This is a genomic window from Alteromonas gilva, from assembly GCF_028595265.1.
In the GTDB taxonomy this organism is placed as follows: Bacteria; Pseudomonadota; Gammaproteobacteria; order Enterobacterales; family Alteromonadaceae; genus Alteromonas; species Alteromonas gilva.
In genome coordinates this window covers 1,790,543-1,812,997 of record NZ_JAQQXP010000001.1, presented here as the reverse complement: position 1 = coordinate 1,812,997, position 22,455 = coordinate 1,790,543, and the positions used below count along the sequence as shown (strand labels likewise).

Genomic DNA, 22,455 nt, shown 5'->3' with positions numbered 1-22,455 from the left:
ATTATCAACAGATATCGGGTTAGGAAAGGGAACGATGAACCACTACTCATTAATATCTTTAGCCTTCCCTGTTTCTCAAGGGTTTCGTTGCTAGAAGTGCATTGCAAAATTACTGTAATTAATAGCACAAAACTAACTCAATTTGTATGTCGGACCAGCTATTTATTAGCCCTGTTACTGCCCTGCCTGAACTATTTTTCAGGGTAGGCAAAAACACGCTTGGCGTGCGCCGCTTTTAATTACGCCGTGGAGACTGCCTGTACTCTCTGCAGGTGTGCGGCTAAATTGACTAACGACAGCCTGCCTCGGCGTTAGCGCTGCGTGAGTGCAATGCGTCCGGCAGGCACACGCTGACGACGAATACCCGGTTGTGGAGCGAGTAAATACAAGTCGCCGTTACGGCCCACATAGGTGCGTCGAATACCCATCGACCGGGCTATGTCGGCATGGGCCTGCAAATGCTCTGGCTCGCCGTGCACAGGAATCGCCATACCCGGTTTGGTCCACTGATACATCAGTTTCAGTTCTTCTGCGCAAGGGTGACCGCTGGCATGAATTGGCACTTCACTGTGTTCTGACTGAATCACGTTTATTTTCTTCTTTTTGAGCTTTTCGGTTAAGCGTTCTACGGCGGTTTCATTACCGGGAATAACAATACTGGAAAAGATCACCGTATCCCCTTCTGCCAATTCAAAATAAGGGGAGCCGTCAATAGCCAACCGGTTAAGCGCAGCTCGGGACTCTCCCTGACTACCCGTCGCAACCACCAGTACCTCGTTGGGCGGCAGATAACCAAGATGTTGGCGGTCAATGATCTCCAGATCCTCGGGCCAGTAACCGGTCTTTCGGGCAACACCTAACATATTTTCCAGCGATCGCCCCAGCAAGCCAAGATAGCGGCCGGTTTTTTGGGCAATGCGGGCAATGGAAATCAGTCGCGCGACATTGCTGCCGAAACAACTGACAACAACTCTCCCCGGGCATTGTCGTATAAGCGTTGAGAGCCCTTCAGCACAGATCCGCTCTGAAATCGAAAAACCAGGTTTCAGCGCATTAGTTGAATCACCGACTAATGCCAGCAGGTTTTGTTGCCCTAATTCACGGTACAGCGCCGCATCAAAGGGTTTACCCGTAATCGGTTGTGCGTCTATTTTCCAGTCGGCAGTATGCAAAACTGTACCAGCGTCGGTGGCAATTAACAGTGCCTGAGGTTCGGGGATAGAATGGGTAATATCCAGCCAGCTGAGGACAAACGGACCCACCTTGACGTTATCGTCGGGGTTTACCACTTGCACAGGCACCTTGCCAACTAATCCCGCCTGACCCAATTTACGATACAGGATTTCAGCCGTAAACGGGGTGGCATACACCGGACAGCGTAACCGCGGCCACAAAGCCGCAACAGCTCCGATATGGTCTTCGTGACCGTGCGTTAAAACCAGCCCCGCGAGCCGCTCTCGTTGCTCCACAATAAAAGCAGGATCGGGGGCAACAATACTATGCTTGTCGGTGGTTGTCGCAGTATTGTCCAGGTATGGAGCCTGTAAAGACTCATCAAAGGTGACACCACAATCAACCATTAACCATTGGCCGGCATGCCCATATAAATTGAGATTCATGCCAATTTCCCCGGTTCCACCAAGCGGTAAAAACCAAAAATCTGCATCCCCGGGGACGAGTGCTGAAATCGTATTCTCCTTGCTCATGATGACTACCTCTGACTACGCTGGCTTATCGAATAGTCAATGACGAAAATTGCTACAGCGACGGTATTAAGGCACACCGGACTGGACGGAGTTTTGACATATTTACATTATACGTAAGCGGCCCCAATTTTGATTGTATTGGGGCGCCTTATAAAAGGTTGCTGACGGTTAAATCAGCTTTTCTGCAAAATCTTCTGGTAGCATTAGCTCGCTCTCCTCGCCGGGAACCGGGGCTAATATAACGTGCAACAAATCCTTCGACATACCGCTTGTCCAACGTTCCTTCCAGACGTCCAGGCTAATCGCTTTGGGCTCACAATGTGCCCACTCCTGATCGGCCCACATACTGGCAAGACTCGCCGTTGGCCATACCGGTATACCTTCTTCGTCTTCATCGGAAGTAAGCATGACGCAACCATGCTCGTCATTTAAAATAAATAATTCACCCTGCTCTTTAACGGTAGAGAAAAAAACAGCCAGACGTTGTTCGGGCTTCAGGTTAAAAAAATCATTATCGGTGATCATAATTGTTCTCTTTATCAATACGCAGCCTGTAATTGGCAGGCGTTAACCATCGGTTGCAAAGTTTTGGCTAACCACTTTGACAACATCCGGCACAATAGCGCGTCTGACTGATTTCATAAAGTACATATAGAGTTTACATTGAGCCGTTGTAAAATGATCAATACAGCGGACATTTTCCAGCCCCCACTGTTGCCAGGCCAGGCCGACGGGCAGCACCGCAATGCCCCCTTCCTGTTGCAATGTGGCTAACGCCAAACGTAGTGAATTGGTGGTAAATTTTGCGTCGCGGTATTCAGCAAACCGGGTAAGCAACTCATCACGTGCTTTACTGCCCCAGTCAATAGAAACGAACTGTGACGGTGACGTATCGACGGTGGCCTGATTAATACTGAACAATCCCAGCGGTACGGCTTTTAATAGCTGACCGGTGAACTCCTCAGACTTGAGCGGTTCGCTGGAAAAAGCGATATCAATGCTGCGATCATGCAATTGGCGGGATATTTGCTCAGAGGGCAATACTTCGGCTTTAATCGCCCACTCCGGAAAAGCGCTGTGAATATGCTTTAACAGATCGGGCATCCAAATTTCATTGTTCAGCTGACCAGCCCCGCACACCAGATACTCGCCAGCCTCGCGTTGCAATTCCTGTTTAGCCTGCTGCAGAGTAGCACTCAATTGCTCGGCATAAGGCAACAACCGTTCACCTGCCGGTGTCAGTTGAATGCTATTGCGATGTCGCACAAATAATGTGGTGTGGAAATACTCTTCGAGCTGCTTAATCCGCGCACTTACCGCAGATTGCGTCAAATAAAGATTTTCGGCAGCTTTGCCGAAATGACGTGTTTTAACTACTTCTACAAATGTCGTCAGAAAACGAATGTCCATGCTTATACGTACTATGACTCTCGTCCATACGTATAAGCTGGCACAAGTTTACCGTAATGTAAATTAAAAACGTGTACAAAACACGACTAGCCGGCGCTATTCAAAATTATCGAACTGCGCCCGACGCTGTTTGTCGCGTTGCTGCATCGCCTTCTTTTTATTCTTAACGGTCTGCTGACGTTTCAGGCTTTTACGCGGATCGTCAACATTATCCTCGTCATCTACCGAGTCCCATTCTTCCCTCTGGTAACGATAGTCTTTACTCATTGTCTTCTCTGGTGGTTACGAACTTTCACTGATTATTATTCCTTCCCTACAGAAAATGGGAAATGAATAGTTTTTATCGTTACGACAAAGTTTATTGATGGCTATTTTTTGAGCAACAACACTGCGCAACCTGCTAACACGACCTCGCGTTTAGCCCCAGCCACTCGTAACCAAGGGCTTTATATATCGAGCTCTGCAGATGCTGGACACATAAATCCGCGACATAAAATATGTCACTTGTGTAAAACAATTTTTTTTATTGTGATGAGAAAAATTTTTTGTTTTTCATTTCGCTATTTATAAATTAAAAGTGCACTGAAAATAAGCACACCAAATTAGCCGTGCAAACATGTTGTTTAATTTATCGCAAACCAACCAGCTAACGACGAGAGCATCACTATGAAGACGACAGATATTCGTTTACCCCAAAAGCAATTTATCGACCGTCAGCATTTCCCTTACGGATTTCGCAAGTCGGGCGATTTCAGCATTACTGAAGCCGATATTCTAACTGGTTACGGTAAAACCCTGGCAGCACTGGAATCAGGCGAAATTGAACCTGACAATGCCGAAGAACAACGTTTTATTGATGTGCTCAAGGGCGAAACACCAGCCTCAAGTACAATCGAAAAAGCGTGGTTAAAGTACATTAAACTGGCGCGTAACCGAAAGCAGTTTTACACGCTGCATAGTTCAGCAAGTAATCAGTCTGATTTCGATGAAGAGTACTCAGACGAAGAGTTTGACGTCGCCTGATCAGAGTAAATTTCATCCCTGTTAACCTCGCAAGTCGGCCGTAATTCAGCGCCGACTTGTGGAGATATTATTGCCAAAACTCGCAGTTTGTTGATCTTGATGCCATGCTATGACTTAGAAGCCTTGAAAAGCAATGGCATATTGGAGGTCAGCATGGAAACTCGTTTCTCCCACCTTAAACACTTTGATATTCATGCCACCGACGGTGATATTGGCGGTTGTGAGGATGTCCTGATTGACGACGAACAATGGATTGTCAGGTATCTGGTAGCCGACACCAATAAATGGTTGCCGCTGAGTCGCAAAGTGGTGATTACCCCGGTATCAATTGACAATGTCGATGACGCCAATGAGAAACTGCACGTTAGCCTTAGCCAGGAGGACGTTAAAAACGGGCCGCCCCTTGAGGCGCATCAACCTGTGTCACGTGAGTATGAATCGTTATTGTTCAGGTACTTCGGTTACGGTTACTACTGGACCGGCCCGGGCGCCTGGGGCGAGTATGCCCACCCGCTGGAGTTAGCCGACGCCAGCCCGGACATTCAAACAGCCGAGCCCGCTAAACATGAACACTTACGTTCCTGCGACGAGCTCTGTGGCTACTCCGTGGTCCTTAGCGATGGCAAAACAGGACATGTTGATGACTTTATTGTGCAGCTTCCGGACTGGTCAGTGTCGCACCTGATCATCGACCTGAACGACTGGTTACCAGGCGGTAAGCACGTCAAAGTTAAGACGCAGCATATTAAACGCATCGATTGGGCCGAACACAGCCTGACGCTGAAAATGAATAAAGCCGAATTAGAAAACGCCCCTGATGCGGATGATTAGCTAATGGGAATTATTGCACCTTACCAGGGCTGCTGACTTAGCCGATGTTGCTCTCAGTCCTGGCAAAAAAAGCTATACAGTAATTGCATGGTTTGCCTGATCCGCTCGTCGGCCAGTCGGTAATATATGGTTTGTCCGGCGCGGCGGGGGGCAACCAGCTTTGCCTCGCGCAGCAGCGCTAAATGCTGCGATAAGACCGGTTGCGTTACCGGCACGCTGTCGAGCAACTCCGTGACCGATCGCTCTCCCTCAAGTAAGGAACACAACACCATGAGACGTGTTTTGTTTGAAAGTTGTTTTAGAAATTGTTCAGCATCTGCTGCTCTGGTCATTATTTGGCTGGGATCCATAGCTTATTAACCTTAGTTGTTAGGGCGTTACCATGACGCCTAAGTACCACTACACGCTACGCCATATATTGAACGTTAATCCGGGGCGTTTAGCAAGAAATATACACTGCCGACAATGTAATATTATGTGACTTTTGCACACCAGCAAGTGCGCCTGCGACACCGAATACAAGTTGACAGATCACCTCCCCAATATTAGATTTAATTTATATTTTAAGCTATAACGAGTACCCATTTATGTTACTTAGCCTACAAGAACGTTTAGCTGCTATTGACCCAGCTCCCAAAAAAATTACTGCTGCCGAAGCGGCCGCCGAAAAAGCCCAACACGAGTGTTTTGTCATTGATGTCAGAGAGCCCTCTGAACATGCCAGCTCACCAGCCAAAGGCGCCATTAATATTCCGCGTGGTCTCCTCGAAATGAAAATACTGGAGTTAGTCACCGACCCCGGTGCAACCATTATTCTGCACTGTGCATCAGGAGCTCGCGCCATGCTCGCTGCTGAGCAATTGGCCAAAATGGGTTATCAGGATGTAGCGGTTATGAGCTGCGACATCCCTACTATTCAAAAGGCATTTAACTAATTAAATAATAGGTGTAACCTCTACGCATTACCGATTCGCCATAAACCAGGCGTGGCAGTATTGTGGAGTGCCTATTACATGTTAAAAGCAACCCTTGAACAGTGGCGGATGTTTAAAGCTGTCGTCGATGCCGGAGGGTTTAACCAGGCAGCGGAGCAGGTTCATAAGAGTCAGTCCAGTATTCACCATGCTGTGCAAAAATTAGAGCATGCACTGGGACTGACGCTATTTAATAACGAAGGCCGCCGGGTTACGCTCACTGAATCCGGCGAATTGATGTACCGCCGCGCATGCTTTTTGCTCGAAGAAGCCCACAAAATTGAGAGCGTCGCAAACAGCCTCACCTCGGGAATCGAAACCTATCTGCGTATTGCTGTCGATATTATTTTTCCGACGGAGATGCTTTATGAAGCACTCAACAAAGTCTCACAGGAATACCCGCTGTTAAGAATAGAGTTAATGGAAACGGTGCTCAACGGTGCCAATACCCTGCTAAAAGGGGGCGAAGTTGATATTGCTATTTCACCTTTTTCTTACGACAACGGATTCAGCGAGGATTTGTGTGATATCGAATTCATTGCCGTTGCTCACCCATCACATCCTTTACATTCCCTCAACCGTACCTTAACCCTGGCTGATCTGAAAAGCTTCCGGCAAATAGTGGTGCGCGACTCCTCTGCCGATCGAAAAGCAGACTCAGGATGGTTAGGGGCTGAGCAGCGATGGACAGTCAGCCATGTGCGCACCTCAATTGATATCATTAGTCAGGGCTTAGGATTTGCCTGGTTACCCTTTGCCATCATTAAAAATCAGTTAGAAGATGGTACACTAAAGCCGCTGCCTCTGGAGCAAGGCGGGTTGCGTAAATCTATCGTGCATCTGTGCTTTGCAGATGGTGACCGTCTCGGTCCTGCGGCCAGAGCATTTATTGGTGAGTTACGTTATCAGACAATGTCTTTACCCGATGCACCGTCGCTCAGTGACAGCCAGTAAAAAAACATTGAACAGCTTTACAACGTAGTGGTGAGAGCTCAGCCACTACGCAAATGATCATAGTTAAAAGGACGATACATTGTTAACAGTTCTTCTCGTAGATGATGACACCGAGTTTACGGATGTCGCCTGCACCATAATAGAATTTTTAGGTCACGAAGTACTTACTGCGGCCAACCTTGCCGAAGCCAGAGACTGGCTGAGCAAAGAGACCTTCGACCATATATTACTGGATTTTATGTTACCGGATGGCTCAGGTTTGCATTTGCTGGAAGAGCTTAACGCCGGGCAAAAACGGCCGCGCGTGACACTTATCACCGGACACCCTTCGGTAAAAGGCATCATCAAAGACATGTGCGGTGAGAATGTCGACTATCTGGTGAAACCTATTCAGCGTGAAGAGCTCGAAGCGGTGCTTCAGCCGCCAAAAAAGTCAGCGCAGAAAAAGTCTGCCAAGCAGGCCATTACCCAGCATTTTGGCCATCTGATTGGCGAGTCGGCCTCCATGCAGGAACTCTACAAACTCATCAGCCGGGTCAGTAAAACCAATGCAAACGTTATGCTGTTAGGTGAAAGTGGCGTCGGTAAAGAGGTCGTTGCCGCAGCGATTCATGCGGCGGCAGACTGTGAAGGCCCTTACGTGGCAACTAACTGCGGTGCGTTTTCCAAAGAGCTGATTGGTAGTGAACTTTTTGGTCATGAGAAAGGTGCCTTCACCGGCGCGATAGGCCGTAAAGCCGGCGTCTTTGAACAGGCCGAAAACGGCACCCTGTTTCTTGACGAAATTACCGAAATGCCCATCGACATGCAGCCTAACCTGCTGCGGGTGCTGGAAAATAAAGTGGTTATCCGCGTCGGTGGCACCAAAGCAATTCCCGTTAATTGCCGGGTTGTTTCGGCCTCTAACCGTAGCATGGAAGAACTCGCTGAAAGCAAAGTATTGCGCGAGGATATTTATTTCCGCCTGGCGGTCTTTCCCATTACTATCCCGCCCTTGCGCGAACGCAAGGAAGATATTCCGTTATTGGCAAGTTTTTTTATTGACCAGTTAAACGCCGAAAACGATAGTCAATTCCGCTGGCAGGCTGAGCAGCTCGAAAAGCTTCAGGCCTACGACTGGCCAGGCAACGTTCGGGAACTGCGTCATTTTGTCCATCGCTCTGCCATCATGAGCGATCCGGAGGGCGTGGACATTGAGTTGCCGAAAACCATTGAGTCACCCTTTGCCAAAAAGCAAACGTTGTCGTCGGGGCTCAAAGCGGGTCGCACCATTGAAGATGTCGAGAAAGAACTTATCTACGCCACCCTGGAAAAAGTAGATGGCAACAAGACGACCGCGGCAGAAATGCTCGGTATCAGCACCAAGACACTCTACAACCGTCTGCACGCTTATGGTGACATCACGACAGACAACGGACATTAACACTATGGATGACGAACAATTTGCCACCCTACAAACCGCAGTGCACGACGCCAGGCGCCCCCTCAACCGCATTACAATGCAGGCAGAGCTAATCAAGCTTGCACTAGAGGGCGCTATTCCACCTGATAAGGCGTTGGCCGCGCTGGATAAAATCATTGCGGGTTGCCAGGACTGCAGCGACAGTCTCAGTCAAATCGTCGATAACTTTAATCCCACTAACACAGGCAACAATGAATGAGCCACTTTCTGCGCAATACGGCTTCCTGGGTACTGCTAATTTGCCTTGTTGTCATCGTTATTGCTGCCAATTCTGCCTATACAATCCATACCCTTGGCGAGCTGGAGTCACTGGAAAGAAGACTGTTTACCACCAATAAAGTCATCAACTCCATTAACACCCTCCATGTGGCAATATTGCGCGCAGAATCAGGCCAACGGGGTTATCTTTTAACCCAGCAAGAAGACTATCTTAGTGACTATGAAAAAACCTTAAATCGCGTCAACCGGTTAATTGAACAGGTAGAGGAAAACGCGATCACGTCAGACTACCCTGTCCAGGAAGCACGTCTGGAACAGCTTATTGACTTGTCAAAAGTGAAATTAAAAGCGTTAATAGAAGTCGTCGAACTTGCCCGAGAAGGCCAGCTCGATCAGGCAATGACGCTGTTTTCTACCGACCGTGGCCTGTTGTTGTATGATGAGTTTGAGACACTGTTTGTTGAAATCGACCAACAAGAACGTCAGTTGCAAAATCAGCATATTGATTCGCTGATGAAATTACGGGCAGACTCCATCACCAATCTGATTATTTCTGCGGTTACCACCACACTGCTCATCGTTGGTATATTCTTTTTGTTGCGTATGAATATTCGCGACACCATCAGTTACCAGCGCGATTTACAGCAACACAATATGGTGCTTGAGTCCAAAGTCAAAGAACGCACCGCCGAACTTCAGGTCTTTGCCGAAGAACTGTCCCGCAGTAACCGCGAGCTTGAAGATTTTGCGTTTGTCGCCTCCCATGACTTGCAGGAACCCCTGCGTAAAATCCGTGCATTCGGCAACCGTATTAGTACCGGGTATGAATCAGTGATGGATGAACGCGGGCAGGACTTCTTACGTCGCATGCTCAATGCAGCCGAGAGAATGTCAATGCTTATCAGTGATTTACTTGCCTTTTCCAGAGTAACCACACGGGGTAAAGACTTTACCAGCACGGATCTGAACTCCATTGTCGCCTCGGTATTAGACGATCTGGAAATCAAAATTGAAGAAACCTCTGCAGTCATTGAGCTTGATGATTTACCCACCATTCAGGCCGACACCACCCAAATGAATCAGTTGTTTTTAAATTTGTTATCCAATGCACTTAAATTCGTCAAACCCGACACCACGCCGCACATCAGCGTGCGCTATGCGAGCATCGATGAAACCAATGTTGAAGGTTTGCATTTACTTCCGGGTTTAAAATGGTTCAAAATAACGCTGCAGGATAATGGCATTGGTTTTGAACAAAGCTTTGCAGAGAAGATATTTGCGCCATTCCAGCGTTTACATGGTCGTTCAGAGTATCAGGGCACAGGTATTGGACTCGCGGTTTGCCGCCGCATTGTCGAACGCCACAATGGCACGATACAGGCCTTCGGAGAGCCTCAACAAGGCGCCAGGTTTGAGATTTACCTGCCAGAGGATGGACAGCCGTTTACCAGTTTGCAACAACAGGGAGTAATAAGCCGTGCCGAACAGTAGCTTACCTATTACCATTTTAATGGCAGATGATGATGAAGACGATCGTTTGCTTGCTGTCGACGCCTTAAAAGAAGGGCGTATTCTGAATAACCTCAAATGCGTTGAAGACGGCGTTGAGTTGCTTGAATACCTGCGCCGGGAAGGTAAGTATGCTGACCCTGATTCATCGCCACGGCCGAGCCTGATATTGCTTGACCTTAACATGCCGCGCATGGACGGCCGGGAAGCTCTCGAACAACTCAAAGCCGATCCTAAATTACGCAGCATTCCGGTGGTTATTTTAACCACCTCGAAGGAAGAAGAAGACATGTTACGCGGGTACGATATGGGCGCCGCGTCTTACATAACCAAGCCGGTTAATTTTGAAGGACTGGTTGATCTGATGCAGGCGCTTGGCCGTTACTGGATAGAATTCGTTGAACTCCCCAATAACACCTGATGAGAGGGCTATGACCGACAGTGTACGTATACTTCTGGTTGAAGATGATGAGGATGATTATTTTCTCACCGCGGATTCCCTTGAACAATGTACATCACCGAGGTTTGAACTTAGCTGGGCCAAAAGCGGTGCCGAAGCCATTGAGTTACTAAAAAACCAATCTTTTGATTTGTGTTTGCTGGACTATGTGCTGGGCCAAGAAAATGCCATGGACGTGCTGGCTAAACTTAAAGGCTTGTCGGTCAACATTCCCGTAGTGGTGTTAACCGGCCAGGCCGACAACGTGGTCGATGATCGGGTAATGCGCGCCGGAGCGGCTGATTTTTTAACCAAGCTCGAAGTCGACACGCCCCGTTTTATGCGCACTATCCGCTATGCCCTGGTGCGCCGGGAAATAGAAACAGAGCGCCTTGAACGCAACCGGGTGGAGCAGCAAAACAGAGCAAAAGATAAATTTTTAGCGCATCTCGGTCATGAACTGCGTACGCCATTATCATCGATTCTGGGCTATACCGAACTGTTACTGGACTCACCTGAAAATGAGCATATTACCCCTGAACTATCGACCATATTAAATAATGGCCAGCATTTGCTGTCGTTGTTAAACGATCTGCTCGATATGTCACGGATCATGGCGAATAAACTTGATTTGGTGCCGACCGAATTTAATTTAACCGGATTCTTAACCGATCTGTATAGCCTCATGGTCATGCAAGCCAGTGAAAAAGGCCTGTTGTTAACGGTTACCGCGGATGCGCTGTTGCCCGAAACGATCAACTCCGACCCTACCCGCCTGCGCCAGGTATTAATTAACCTCACTAACAACGCTATTAAATTTACCGACAATGGTGAGGTGAATATTCATATTGATTTTGATGCCACCAGCCAACAACTTTGCTTTACGGTGAAAGATAGCGGTATTGGCATGCCGCAAGATAAGCTGCAAACCATCTTCAGACCTTTTGAACAAATTGAGGATTTGATGCAGGCCAACCACGGCGGTGCCGGTCTGGGCCTGGCCATTTCCAATGAGCTGGTGCAACTTATGGGCGGTCGTATCGACGTAGAGTCTGAACAAGGCAAAGGCAGTCGGTTTTGGTTTACTATCGATACCGGTAACGTAAATCAGGTCAACACTGTACCGCTGGATCTGGATGCGCCGGTGCGACGCGCCAAGCAATTTAAAATTAATCAGCGACTTGATGGCAGAGTATTGATCGTTGACGACCTGCGTGAAATACGTCGTCTTACCGGCAGACTTGTAGGCATGAGCCAGGCTAGCGTGTCGTATGCTCAAAATGGTACTGATGCGCTGGAAAAGGTGCGCAGTGCAGAGCAAAAGAAACGCCCCTTTCATTTAATTCTGATGGACATCCACATGCCCGTGATGAATGGCATCGACTGCTTGCGGGCGCTGCGTAAAGAAGGTATTCAAACACCAGTAGTTGCCGTCACAGCGGCAAGCCGCAAGGGCCTGCGTGAGTCTCTGCTCAGTGACGGGTTCGATAATGTAATTGCAAAACCTGTCGACAGGCGTGAATTAAGCGAAGTCCTTGATACCTTTTTGATACCAGCAAAAGATACCTTGCCCGTGGTCGATATTGAGCCCGACAGCGATAGTGGTGAACACCTGCTGGTGGTTGAAGACGATGAGGATGCGGCCGACTTAATGTGCGTGTTACTTAAGAGCCTTAATCATCAGGCAGATACCGCCCATAGCGGTCAACAAGCCTTGCAAACAATCGCTGCGGCCCCTGATTTGTATTGCCATGTACTGATGGACCTGCACCTGCCGGATACCAATGGCTACGAGCTCATTGCCGCACTACAGCAGATAGCACCACAGCTTACCTTTACCATTATCAGCGGTGCCCAGCCGGATCAGCAGCGTATCGCCGATTTACCCGTCAGCCAGACCCTTCTCAAACCGGTTACTAAAAACGACTTAGCCACCTTGAACTTTTGATAGCGTTGCCGTGCAACTTTTACATAGCCACCGGCGCGGGTCATTTCAATTTCGCGCCAGAAAATTTATTTCCTCTTTAATTACAACAAGTTAAATAAAACAAAAACGATGGCATAAGCGTTGCTTCTATCTGTTCAGAATCATTTAATTAGCAACTCGGGTCGACCTGAACGACCTGAATGAGGCAAATAGTTATGCATCAAATTTTCAAGCAGTTGTCCGCAATGAATGCAATAATCAGCGTTGAGTTTACCTTACTGGTTAAATTATTCAGCAATACACAATTGGCAAAAGCACTGCTGGTCACGGCATTTACCACCTGTATTTTGACCGGATGTGCGGGTCAGGCACTGGTAGCTACGCCCTACAAAGCAGCGCAGAGCCCGGGCGGTGAAGGCTATACATCGCACCGTCTGTCTGAGTCAAAGTATAAAATTACGTATAAAGCCAATGAAGCCACAACAGCCCAGCAACTGGCTGATTATGCGCATCAGCGTGCTACCGAACTCACCCTGACTAAAGGCTTTTCATGGTACCGGGTTATCTCCGCCAAATCGGTTATGCTACCTGGCATGGATGAGCAACAAATCATGACGGCCGCGCCGCAGCAAAACACGGTTGATGGTGCCGCAACAGGCGATGTAAACACCACGGCATTACCCAAAAATCAACAGTGCAGTGTGTCTGGCTGCGAGCAGGTAACGGCACCAGAACCTGTTGGTGCAGTATCAACAATGGATACTGGTCCGGCTAAGTACTACACCATGACCATTCAACTCGGTCACCATGAGCCGGCCCCCGAACAAGCGATAGTGGTTGACTAACCAAACACTGATTAGCCAGGCAGCCTTTCGTCTCATTCACCTAATTTATTGAGTAGTTATGATGCACGATAAGACCAATACCATTGAGCACTTACAAGCGCTGTTTAGTAAAGGCGCAGAGCTATATGATTCTGCCACATCTGATAAGCCATCGAGCCAACAAATGGCTTGCTTAAAATTACTCAAAGAAGAAAAAACACGCGCCCTGGCATTGCTTACACCCGATGACGATGACACGCAGGATAGTGGCCTGACCGAGCCCCTTAATGAGCGTCTGCAGGCAATACTGAGTAACTATTCAACGCACGATAAAATCGATGGTTTTATCGAACTTGAACAGCAATTACTGACCTGCTTAAACGACAGTCTGTCGTCATTGAAGCCGTCTGGCCTGTCGCTAAAATTGCGCCAGATCACTAACCGTCACCAGCAGTGTCTGGAAAAATTAACTGCCCTGCTCAACAAATAATAGCCATCTAATTAATGTGTTAGCCCGTAACCGCTTTCGCAAAGCATGGTTTGGCGGCCATGTTTAAAAATGATGGTAACGACACCGTTGCCGGCTGCTTACTTTATCCGTACCGGAACTTTAGTGGGGTTAATTAAAACACTACGCCGACAACACTACCGTACATACGAAAGACGCGTCAGCGTTGGGTGGTATCTGGTAAGGTAACTAAGAAGATTTCAAATTAGCCTGATTGGCGTTTTCTACCCAGTCCAGATCCTTGGTTTGCTCATCCAGTGTACCTTTAGCGTCTTCTAAAAAGACCTTACAGAAGTAGTCAACACAGGGATGTAACTCCCGGTAACGAGCCAACTGCACTTCCATCTCCTCCATTGCATTAGAAAATTCATGATTAGACTTAGCCAGTTCATAATCGCATTTAAGATAAGCACACAGCACATCAGCGGCTTTGGCCAGGCGCACATGGTCATCGTTTTTATCCTGCACAATGAGCGATTCATAGCTCGCCTGAAGCGCCTCCGGCAGCGTTTTGATCAACATTTGTTCAAACCGGCGTTCTAACTTTTTAATGGCCTGGGTTGTTTCAGGATCGTGGTACTTCACCGGGCTGGGAATATCACTCATACCGGCTATTTCACTGCCTTCATGAAAAATGGCCATGGATGCCACACGGTCAGGGTTAATGTCCTCGTTATACACTTCTTTGGCAATCACCCCAAGCATGTGTGCAATCACGGATGCTTCGTAAATATGCGTCGATAACATTTCAGACTGAAACTGCGCCATCAACGGCCAGCGTTTCACGTTGCGGGCGCGTTGCATCAGCCCGATAAACGCTGAGTGAGTATTGGCCATGGGGAACTCCGGATAATTAAAAAGCGACGTTAAAACGCGATCCTAAACCTAATTGCTACTAATGTCAGCCTATGCGCAGCAAAGGCTGTCGAAACCGCCGTGTAAAATGTGCACAAAGGCGGTAACAAACTAGCATAGCAACTATCTTCAAATGGCTCAGAAACAATTAAAAACATATTAAACAACAACTTAGGTAGTGGCACAAGACTCGCATAATCATTAGTGACTTACGATGAAATAAACAAGGAGACATTATGTTAGGTTGGGCAATTACATTTTTTATTATTGCAATTATCGCAGCAGTTTTCGGTTTCGGTGGCATCGCCGGTGCAGCAACAGGTATAGCACAGTTTCTGTTCTTTTTATTTGTAGTGCTACTTGTTATCTCACTGGTGGCAGGCGCTTTACGCGGCAAAGCCCCCAAAGCCTAGGCAAAAGACCCCAATATTAAGGATTAATTATGAAGAATTTAAAGTTTTTGGAAGTATTAAAAATGACCGTCATCGCTGCTTTCGCGTGCTCAGTTATCGCCTGTACTGGTGGCGAGGCCGAGGACGCTGGTGAAAAAATCGATGAGGCAGTAACCGACGCAGGTAATGCTGTAGAGGATGCCTGTGAAAAAGTCAAAGAAGGTGTTGAAGCTGAAGACGACGACTGCTAATTGACGTTAAATCAGCACTACTGATATAAGACGGCAGAGGCAATATCTTTTGATATTGCCTCTCTTTTTTATGGAAATATACAACTAAACCCACTTTTCATTAGCAATACGGGTTATGAAGACACCATAAACCGGTTCAATATCGCCCTCCCCGTAAGCGCATAATTCTCTTTATTGATTAAAATCATTAATCCGTTAACGCTAAATCCACCCACACCAAACGATGATCAGAGCTTCTTTGACGGTCTTTTACCAGTCGATACAAAGCTGAACTTTTACGCGGCCAAAAAACACCGGCTGCCGTCACCTTAAAACCAAACTGCGACGGCAATACATAATCGGCCCGCGCGCCCCAGTATGCTGTAAAACGATTACTCTCGTGCATGCTATGCGACTCCGCACCGCCTTCGCTGATAGGTATGACACTATTATTGACCAGCGGATGCTCGGTGAGCTGCTCAATAACGCCCGGTCGGTATTTATCGCCTGTGTCTGCGGCATTAAAATCGCCGGCCAGTACAAAACGCTGGCCGGTAAAACCGCCCTCGCGACCTGTATCATCATAAATATAGTCAGCTGTTGATGGCAGCAAGTAATCGGCCATCAACCGAATTTCATCGTGATTGCGTTTGCCGTTTCTGTCTTCCGGGCCATCAAAGGTTGGCGGCGTTGGGTGCATCGCGAGTATATGCACGGTTTTACCCTTTACATTTACCGGTATATCCCAGTGAGATTTGGAACTTAATCGCAACGCTGCCCACTCTTGCTGATTATACCAGGCTTCTCCTGACACCGGATCGACAGGCTGCTGCGCACCGGGCATATCCTGCCAACGAAACAGCTGAAAAGTACGGATTGCATCGACATCAATGGGATATCGCGATAACAGTGCCATGCCATACTGACCCGGATACAGCCCCCACCCATACGCATCGCCACCGTGCCCGGTTTTTTCGCCATTATTATCCAGATCAAAAGGCGTCGGCACGCCGGTATTCACTGGCGCAATATACTGGTAAGGATAATCTATTGGGGTCTGGCCTTGCTGGCTGACATTGAGATAATTTGTCACAAATAATGCGGCAGCAGAAGGTGATGCATTCGGGTAATAATCGAACTCATTCAGCAATATAATATCCGGGGCCGTACGCTGAATAATTTCGGCAATATTACGAATTTGCGGATGCTGTGCCGATTTCAGGTGGGTCAACAAGATGTCGCCAGCAGGGTTTTCCGTGTCATCCTGTGAATAATTACTGGCTTCCATACTGACATTAAACGTCGCAACACGCAGGGTCTCGCTGTGCGAATCACTAGCATAAAAGAGCGCAAAAATGAGTATAAAAAATGCAGTAAAAGCAGACCTGTTCATTGGAAATAGCCATCAGAAAATGATGGCTTCAGTTTACCTCACACACTGCAAATAAACAGTGTCAATGAACGTAAATAGCCCGCTTCACATTTTATAACGACATCTTGTAACGAGATCACGCAACGAGCTGAGCTCAATTAATCAATGCAGCGTCGGCGGGTTATTCCGCCGGTAGTGCATGTTTACTGCCGGTCAGGTACAAAAACACGCCCAGTGATATTAGCAGCACACTGGCCGCAATGACCACGGCGACCGGGTAAAACAAATTTCCGGCCAGATCGAGCTGACTGTATTTTATAATCATAATCAACCCCTCAAGCACCAGTGCAATAACGACGACACTAACAAACCGCGTGACCGTGCGACGAATCGACAAAAACAAATCGTCTTCTTCACTGTGGCGATATTCCTTAAAAATACCCATCGCGAGTTCGTAAGTGGCCAGGGCGATAAATAAGTCATTCACCGCTCTTATCACCGCCGATACAAAATCTATTTCGTCAGCAAACCCGGCATAAAAATGCACCCCAGACATGCCCACCATTGTGGCCGAAACACATAAAAATAAGCCGGCAAAAAAACTGGCTGATACGTTTTTTAAAGAGAAAGTTTTAGTTTGCACGCGCGCCCTCAGTTTCATTTTTTGTTTCATAGTCTGGTGCTACCCACTTATTGAGTAACGCCGGTAACACGGTTAAATCAGCCACCAATGCCATTATCATGGCCAGTGCCGTGAGTAAGCCAAAGTACACACTGGGTAAAAAGTCCGAAAACCCAAACAAGGAGAACCCCACCGCAATAACCGTGGTAGTCATTAATATTGCCAAACCACTGTGTTTAAAGGCAGAGTTGGCAGCCTGTTGCGCTTTATTCGCAGACTGGCTATGCCCCTCCTCGCGCAGCGACGCTAAGTAGCAGTGCACAAAATGCAAGGTATCGTCCACAGCTATCCCCATCGCAATGGCCGCTATCGTGATAGTCATAATATCCAGAGGGATCCCTGCCCAGCCAATTACACCTAAAATAGCCAGAGTGGTCAGAATATTGGGAAGCAAAGCGATAAGTGCTACTTTAATTGAGCGAAAAATGAGTAAAAACACTAAGCCCAGCGCAACGTAAACAACCCCCAAAGTATTAATTTGTGAGTCAAACAGGCGACTCAATATATCCTGATAGAGCACAAACAAACTGGTTAGCTGATAGCCGTCTTGCGCCACCCCAACCGTTGCCAGATCTTCTTTGAGTTGCGACATAAACTGCTCGCGGTTTAACCCTTCGGTTGTATCCTGAATTCTTACCGCAATACGCAATTGTTGGTGTTCTTCTGAAAAATATGCGCCCACCAGTTGATTGACTACTTTTTCATTTAACAGGTAATAAATACTCGATAATTCGTACTCGGTTAACGGCCGGTTCCCGTTCAGTTGTTTTGCCAGCTCAGTAAAATTAACCAGCGAGGTGACACTGCCGGTTGCCTCAAATGCGGTCACCGCGCTTTGTACTAAAGTCAGCTGGTTTACGCTGTCAGCGCCAATCATCAGCGACGGATCATCGGGCCGCTGTGGCACATCGATAATGATATCCAGGGCGGTGGTCCCGCCGAATTGCTTATCAATATAGGCCAACTCCTGATACACCCGGGTATCTTTGGCAAAATAGTTAATAAAGGAGTTTTCTACATTGAGTCGGGTGATACCTGCACCAAGTGCCGCAAAGAGCACCAGCGCGGTGATTATGGTCATGCCCGGATGGTTAAGTGAAAGTGAGCGACACACAGCCAGCGTACGGGTAATAAAACGGTAATCTGTGGCTTCGCTACCAGCGGGAAACAAAGCCAGCAGCGCCGGGAATAACAGCAGACTGACCAACTGCGATATCAGCATTGCGATCAGCATCATTATTCCAAAGGAAATGACCGGTTCGAGGCCGCTGAATAGCAGAGCTGCAAAGCCAACACTGGTCGTTAATGAAGCAAAAAAGCACGGCGCGAGTTTGTCTTCCAACATGCGTTTTACCCGTTCATGTTGATTCAGTTCAGGCTGTTCACGCACAATATACCGATAGCTGCCCAGCATGTGGATCATCACTGCCAGGGTTAATATGATCTGCAACGCCACAAAGTTGGCCGAGATCACCGTGGCACGCAAATCAAACCAGCCGAGAGCGCCGATAGTTAACATAACACTCAGGCCACAACTTAATAATGGAAACACCACCCACTTTATCCGTTTGAAAAGCACCGCCAGCAATAGGGCAATGACAACAGCAATAGCAAGACCAAAAACAACCAGATCAGCACGAATAATATCGATAAGGTGCTGTCCCACCACATAAGAGCCACCTAAATAGGTATTGGCGCGTTCGTTCACTTGCTGGGTAATGGCATTGATTTGTGCAATTTCCTGCTTGCGTTGACGGGTCAGCTCAGCGCGCAGAGGCTCTGCCTGCGACTGTAATTGCGCAACGCGTTGCTGCTCATCATCGGTCAGCGCGCGGTCAAGCAGGTTTGCCTTGATATTGGTGATTTGCTGTTCTATCTCAACCAGTTCAGGGTTGGATTGAAATACAATCTGAATAGCAGTAGCGCTGTTATCGCGATTGATTAATAAATCAGTAAAAATGGGATGTCCACTGACTAAGTCACGCATTGTTTCAGGCGCATAGCGCTGATTAAGCCATGTGAGGTCGCTCACATCAGTTTGACCGGTTAAAGCGTCAGCGTTGTCGATGAGCGGTACACTCAGGATTGACGTTGTGGACTCAACGCGTTCAATCTGACTCAGTTTATCCGATAACATCGCCAGGTCGTTAAACGTCTGCTCACTGAAAACGTCGTGTTCGGTGGGCTCGTAGGCCAGTAAAATAAATTCATCAGGACTGAACGTTTGCTCAGCCATCTGAGTCTGAATATATAATTCGTTGTCTTTCACCAGCAATGTGTCGGCAGAAGCGGCTATTTTAAATTTGGGGATCCCTGCGGCAGCAGCGACCAACAGTACTATAAAGCTGGCAATGATTGCCCATCGCCCGCTCACAATGGCGTTTGCCAGACTAGTCCTTAGCGTTTTTATTTTCATACAACGTATCCCTTGCCTGCCCTTGTAAATACTGGTTCCTGAAATACAAATACGGATCCTGCGCTTCGTTATACAACGTCTGATAAGTATCTGATTGCGACGAAAAGTCATCTAAACCGTCAACCGTTCGAAGCTGATAATTTTGTGGTGAATCGGCAATCTGATTCACCGGATGAATTATGCCTTCCGTTAATATTGAAACGCCGCCGCGCACATCACTTTGCCCGAGCACAGGTAATACTAAGAAGGGCCCGGAACCTACCCCGTAATGAGCTAACATGTCGCCTATTGAACGACGCTTTTTGTCAATATCAAACCAACTGCTGGCCGGGTCGAAAAGCCCTAACACACCCACCGTACTGTTAATTAAAAACCGCCCTAAGTTACTGCCGGCATCATCAACGTCTCCGGAAAATAAATTGTTGAGCAGGTTTAACGGTTCCCGCAGGTTAGCAAAGAAGTTACCAACGGAAGCGCGCACCGGAGAAGGTATGACTGCCTTGTAGCCGTCGGTAACAGGAATAAGTACGTACTCATAAGCTTTGTGATTAAAGGCAAATACAGAGCGATTAAAGCCTTCCCACGGGTCGTAGTAATCCGGCTGCGCGGGCACCACCGGGTCAGTGGCCGAATTGGCATTTGCTACCGCCACAACAGCAGGTTCGATATCTATCTGCCCCTGAGAGGTGGCAATACTCACCGGTTTTCCCTGGCTGAGTTGTTCTGCTTTGTCAGAAACGCCTTGCTGAGCTTCGCCGGGAGCCCGGGCCGTTGAGACACTGACTGGGGATACTTGGTCGGGTGGCGGTATTGACGAGCACCCGGCCACGACGAACAATAAAAATGTAAGTAACGTCGACTTATAATTCATAGTATTGTCCGGTTTTTACCTGATGGTGGCGCAATATATTAGCCGCCCGGGTTAATGCCTCGTCACGGTTATACATCGAGTGCTTTTCATCGTAGCCGCGCGCCTCACTCAGATAATGCACTATACGCTTAAAACGTAAGCCGTGTAGCCTTTGCTTTGGATCAAAATGAGTCATCTTAACTTGTTGTTCTAATTGCACTATGACCGGGCTGCGATAAGGCTCATCCGGTGATTTAAGAGGCGCCGCCGATTCCTTATTTACCAGGCGCGTCACAGATGCTGTTTGAGGTCCAGCAAAAACGCCGCTGCATACCACCAGGGCGCCTAATGTCCATTTAGTTAATTTTTGCATGGGTATTCCCATTTACCTGTGTTAAGAAAAACGGCAACGGCTCCGTGCGAAGCGCCGTTGCGCGCTAATTTATTCAGATTTGGTTACAGTAAGTTGGTTGTCGACCGATGCCACTTCAGCCGTGTTTTTAGCAATCTGGATTGCCAGAGCGCGCTCCGATTCGCTCTCTACAGTGCCTTTAAGCACCACATTGCTGTCGGTTACATCTACGTCGATATCAAGACCCGAAATGTCTGAGTCCATCAACAAGCGGGACTTCACCACAGTGGCAATTTTAGCATCGGTCAATTGGGCGGAGGTTTGTTCATCAATGAGAGGGTCATCGTTATCATTGCTGATAATCGTGAGCTGATTGTCGACACTGGCAACACCGTCGATACCTACCACCAGCTCTTCAGCCAATTTTTTATCTACTGAATTATCCACTTTACCGGTGAGGATGATGACGCCATCCTGGACGTCGGTATTAATATCAAAGGAATTCAGGTGAGTATTAAACAGTAGCGTCGATTCGGCTTTGCCATCAATCCAGGCATCTTTGGCTGTGTCTTCCCACTTTGATTCTGCTAAAGCAGGAGCCGCTGCGAATGAAGTAATTGCGCCAAAAACCACTACAGAAAGTATTGAGCGTTTCATAACGTATCTCCGATTGAGAGTTCAAAGATACTTATGCGACATTCAGGCCACAATTAAACACTTGTTTTGTAATGATTTTATTAAATTTGTAGCACGCTGAGGTGTAGTGTTTTCCATACACATTGAATATTTTACCCAGCGGCATTGGTCACTGAACGTGTCCGTTTCGTCTCGACAATGTGCCTGATCGCAGCACATATATCCTCGCGCTTTTTAAAGTAACTCAATGCGATCAAACGCTTTTCGTCCGGCCATATGGCTTGCTGCAAGAGCGCTTTGTCGTCATCGCTTAACTGCGAGTCATCAATCGTAATTGCCACGGCATTCTTGTTAGGTTTAAGGGTATGCGGCTCTGCCCCCACAACAATGCTGTCGTCGACCATTAAAAACTGCCGCAACATTGGCTCCTGCACAACCCCTATGCGGTTATGATAATGAATGACAGCGGGCCAGCCCTCAGAAACCCGACTCTGATAGAAGATAAGAACGGTAAACAATAGCAACACAGCGCCGGTCATACTGACGAAAAACAACGAGAGATTAGGCGCGACGCTGACTAATCCGCAGATCGACGCCACAAATAATACCCAAAATCCGAATACTCTTCTTAACACCGCTGGCGATACACCCGCTATGACTCTGGCGTGTTTTAATTCCTGTGGCTCCATTTGAAATAGAGTAACTGCTGCGCGTTTATTCACTTTTTAAATTATCTGCGTTTAAATTCGTTCATGATTAACAGTATGTTACCTAATTGACGGCGCAGCACAAACTATTATTGCTGCGGATATTTCCCGGCTCAATGGTAGTCACCCTATCTGGAAAAACAGCCTGGCTGTTATTGTGAGGAAAAGTGCCAGATC

Annotated in this window: 26 protein-coding genes; 13 read left to right on the top strand and 13 right to left on the bottom strand. The window is 47.6% G+C overall.

What is annotated here, in order from left to right:
* Positions 1–311: 311 nt before the first annotated feature.
* The 4 genes from OIK42_RS08060 to OIK42_RS08045 all read right to left on the bottom strand — a co-directional run bounded on the left by OIK42_RS08060 (position 312) and on the right by OIK42_RS08045 (position 3,383).
* A complete protein-coding gene (locus OIK42_RS08060) occupies positions 312–1,706 on the bottom strand; it encodes a ribonuclease J (RefSeq protein ID WP_273639632.1) in 1,395 nt (464 codons plus the stop codon).
* Between the two features lie 168 nt (positions 1,707–1,874).
* On the bottom strand, positions 1,875–2,231 hold the full coding sequence (locus tag OIK42_RS08055) for a DUF2750 domain-containing protein (RefSeq protein WP_273639631.1): 357 nt from the start codon (positions 2,229–2,231) through the stop codon (positions 1,875–1,877).
* A gap of 42 nt (positions 2,232–2,273) precedes the next feature.
* Positions 2,274–3,116 (bottom strand): LysR family transcriptional regulator, encoded by an 843-nt coding sequence (locus OIK42_RS08050; RefSeq protein WP_273639630.1) that lies wholly within the window; start codon positions 3,114–3,116, stop codon positions 2,274–2,276.
* A 96-nt stretch (positions 3,117–3,212) separates the two neighbouring features.
* Entirely contained in the window at positions 3,213–3,383 is a 171-nt protein-coding gene (locus tag OIK42_RS08045; RefSeq protein WP_273639629.1) for a hypothetical protein, read from the bottom strand.
* Positions 3,384–3,782: 399 nt separating this feature from the next.
* On the opposite strand from OIK42_RS08045, the gene OIK42_RS08040 reads away from it, so the two are divergent.
* Together OIK42_RS08040 and OIK42_RS08035 are read left to right on the top strand one after the other, a co-directional pair.
* A complete protein-coding gene (locus tag OIK42_RS08040; RefSeq protein ID WP_273639628.1) occupies positions 3,783–4,139 on the top strand; it encodes a MaoP family protein in 357 nt (118 codons plus the stop codon).
* 153 nt (positions 4,140–4,292) lie between these two features.
* Entirely contained in the window at positions 4,293–4,970 is a 678-nt protein-coding gene (locus OIK42_RS08035) for a PRC-barrel domain containing protein (RefSeq protein ID WP_273639627.1), read from the top strand.
* A gap of 53 nt (positions 4,971–5,023) precedes the next feature.
* Here OIK42_RS08035 and OIK42_RS08030 read toward each other — a convergent pair whose 3' ends face one another.
* On the bottom strand, positions 5,024–5,320 hold the full coding sequence (locus OIK42_RS08030; protein ID WP_374211844.1) for an ArsR/SmtB family transcription factor: 297 nt from the start codon (positions 5,318–5,320) through the stop codon (positions 5,024–5,026).
* A 237-nt stretch (positions 5,321–5,557) separates the two neighbouring features.
* On the opposite strand from OIK42_RS08030, the gene OIK42_RS08025 reads away from it, so the two are divergent.
* From OIK42_RS08025 to OIK42_RS07985, 9 genes are all read left to right on the top strand, one after another.
* Positions 5,558–5,905 carry a rhodanese-like domain-containing protein gene (locus OIK42_RS08025; protein WP_273639625.1) on the top strand — a complete coding sequence of 116 codons (348 nt, stop codon included), beginning with the start codon at positions 5,558–5,560 and terminating at the stop codon, positions 5,903–5,905.
* A 78-nt stretch (positions 5,906–5,983) separates the two neighbouring features.
* Positions 5,984–6,898, top strand: coding sequence for a LysR family transcriptional regulator (locus tag OIK42_RS08020; RefSeq protein ID WP_273639623.1), 915 nt, complete (start codon positions 5,984–5,986; stop codon positions 6,896–6,898).
* 79 nt (positions 6,899–6,977) lie between these two features.
* Positions 6,978–8,321: a sigma-54-dependent transcriptional regulator gene (locus OIK42_RS08015; protein WP_273639622.1), complete on the top strand. Its 1,344-nt coding sequence runs from the start codon at positions 6,978–6,980 to the stop codon at positions 8,319–8,321.
* Between the two features lie 4 nt (positions 8,322–8,325).
* The gene (locus OIK42_RS08010; protein WP_273639621.1) at positions 8,326–8,559 is read left to right on the top strand and encodes a hypothetical protein; all 234 of its coding nucleotides are present in this window, start codon (positions 8,326–8,328) and stop codon (positions 8,557–8,559) included.
* Positions 8,556–10,070, top strand: a complete 1,515-nt coding sequence (locus tag OIK42_RS08005) for a sensor histidine kinase (protein ID WP_273639620.1) — start codon at positions 8,556–8,558, stop codon at positions 10,068–10,070. The genes OIK42_RS08010 and OIK42_RS08005 overlap by 4 nt, the downstream gene beginning before the upstream one ends.
* Before the next feature lie 19 nt (positions 10,071–10,089).
* Positions 10,090–10,509: a response regulator gene (locus tag OIK42_RS08000; RefSeq protein ID WP_273641440.1), complete on the top strand. Its 420-nt coding sequence runs from the start codon at positions 10,090–10,092 to the stop codon at positions 10,507–10,509.
* Between the two features lie 10 nt (positions 10,510–10,519).
* Entirely contained in the window at positions 10,520–12,475 is a 1,956-nt protein-coding gene (locus OIK42_RS07995; protein ID WP_273639619.1) for a response regulator, read from the top strand.
* Positions 12,476–12,699: 224 nt separating this feature from the next.
* On the top strand, positions 12,700–13,299 hold the full coding sequence (locus OIK42_RS07990) for a CC0125/CC1285 family lipoprotein (protein WP_273639618.1): 600 nt from the start codon (positions 12,700–12,702) through the stop codon (positions 13,297–13,299).
* Positions 13,300–13,357: 58 nt separating this feature from the next.
* The gene (locus tag OIK42_RS07985; protein ID WP_273639617.1) at positions 13,358–13,768 is read left to right on the top strand and encodes a hypothetical protein; all 411 of its coding nucleotides are present in this window, start codon (positions 13,358–13,360) and stop codon (positions 13,766–13,768) included.
* 207 nt (positions 13,769–13,975) lie between these two features.
* Here the strand turns inward: OIK42_RS07985 and yfbR are convergent, their stop codons facing one another.
* On the bottom strand, positions 13,976–14,623 hold the full coding sequence (gene yfbR, locus OIK42_RS07980; RefSeq protein ID WP_273639616.1) for a 5'-deoxynucleotidase: 648 nt from the start codon (positions 14,621–14,623) through the stop codon (positions 13,976–13,978).
* A 254-nt stretch (positions 14,624–14,877) separates the two neighbouring features.
* Here yfbR and OIK42_RS07975 point away from each other — a divergent pair, with 254 nt between their 5' ends.
* Both OIK42_RS07975 and OIK42_RS07970 read left to right on the top strand, forming a co-directional pair.
* Positions 14,878–15,054, top strand: a complete 177-nt coding sequence (locus tag OIK42_RS07975; RefSeq protein WP_273639615.1) for a DUF1328 family protein — start codon at positions 14,878–14,880, stop codon at positions 15,052–15,054.
* A gap of 29 nt (positions 15,055–15,083) precedes the next feature.
* Positions 15,084–15,284, top strand: coding sequence for a hypothetical protein (locus OIK42_RS07970; RefSeq protein WP_273641554.1), 201 nt, complete (start codon positions 15,084–15,086; stop codon positions 15,282–15,284).
* Positions 15,285–15,471: 187 nt separating this feature from the next.
* Here OIK42_RS07970 and OIK42_RS07965 read toward each other — a convergent pair whose 3' ends face one another.
* The 7 genes from OIK42_RS07965 to OIK42_RS07935 form a co-directional block, all read right to left on the bottom strand.
* A complete protein-coding gene (locus tag OIK42_RS07965) occupies positions 15,472–16,656 on the bottom strand; it encodes an endonuclease/exonuclease/phosphatase family protein (RefSeq protein ID WP_273639614.1) in 1,185 nt (394 codons plus the stop codon).
* A gap of 160 nt (positions 16,657–16,816) precedes the next feature.
* Positions 16,817–17,278 carry a hypothetical protein gene (locus OIK42_RS07960; protein ID WP_273639613.1) on the bottom strand — a complete coding sequence of 154 codons (462 nt, stop codon included), beginning with the start codon at positions 17,276–17,278 and terminating at the stop codon, positions 16,817–16,819.
* Complete coding sequence (locus OIK42_RS07955) at positions 17,268–19,733, bottom strand: efflux RND transporter permease subunit (RefSeq protein WP_273639612.1); 2,466 nt, start codon at positions 19,731–19,733, stop codon at positions 17,268–17,270. The genes OIK42_RS07960 and OIK42_RS07955 overlap by 11 nt, the downstream gene beginning before the upstream one ends.
* Positions 19,708–20,604 carry an MlaA family lipoprotein gene (locus tag OIK42_RS07950; RefSeq protein WP_273639611.1) on the bottom strand — a complete coding sequence of 299 codons (897 nt, stop codon included), beginning with the start codon at positions 20,602–20,604 and terminating at the stop codon, positions 19,708–19,710. The genes OIK42_RS07955 and OIK42_RS07950 overlap by 26 nt, the downstream gene beginning before the upstream one ends.
* A complete protein-coding gene (locus OIK42_RS07945) occupies positions 20,594–20,956 on the bottom strand; it encodes a hypothetical protein (RefSeq protein WP_273639610.1) in 363 nt (120 codons plus the stop codon). Before OIK42_RS07945 ends, OIK42_RS07950 begins: the two co-directional genes overlap by 11 nt.
* Before the next feature lie 69 nt (positions 20,957–21,025).
* Positions 21,026–21,592, bottom strand: coding sequence for a BON domain-containing protein (locus OIK42_RS07940; protein ID WP_273639609.1), 567 nt, complete (start codon positions 21,590–21,592; stop codon positions 21,026–21,028).
* A 131-nt stretch (positions 21,593–21,723) separates the two neighbouring features.
* Complete coding sequence (locus OIK42_RS07935) at positions 21,724–22,260, bottom strand: hypothetical protein (RefSeq protein ID WP_273639608.1); 537 nt, start codon at positions 22,258–22,260, stop codon at positions 21,724–21,726.
* Positions 22,261–22,455: the final 195 nt, after the last annotated feature.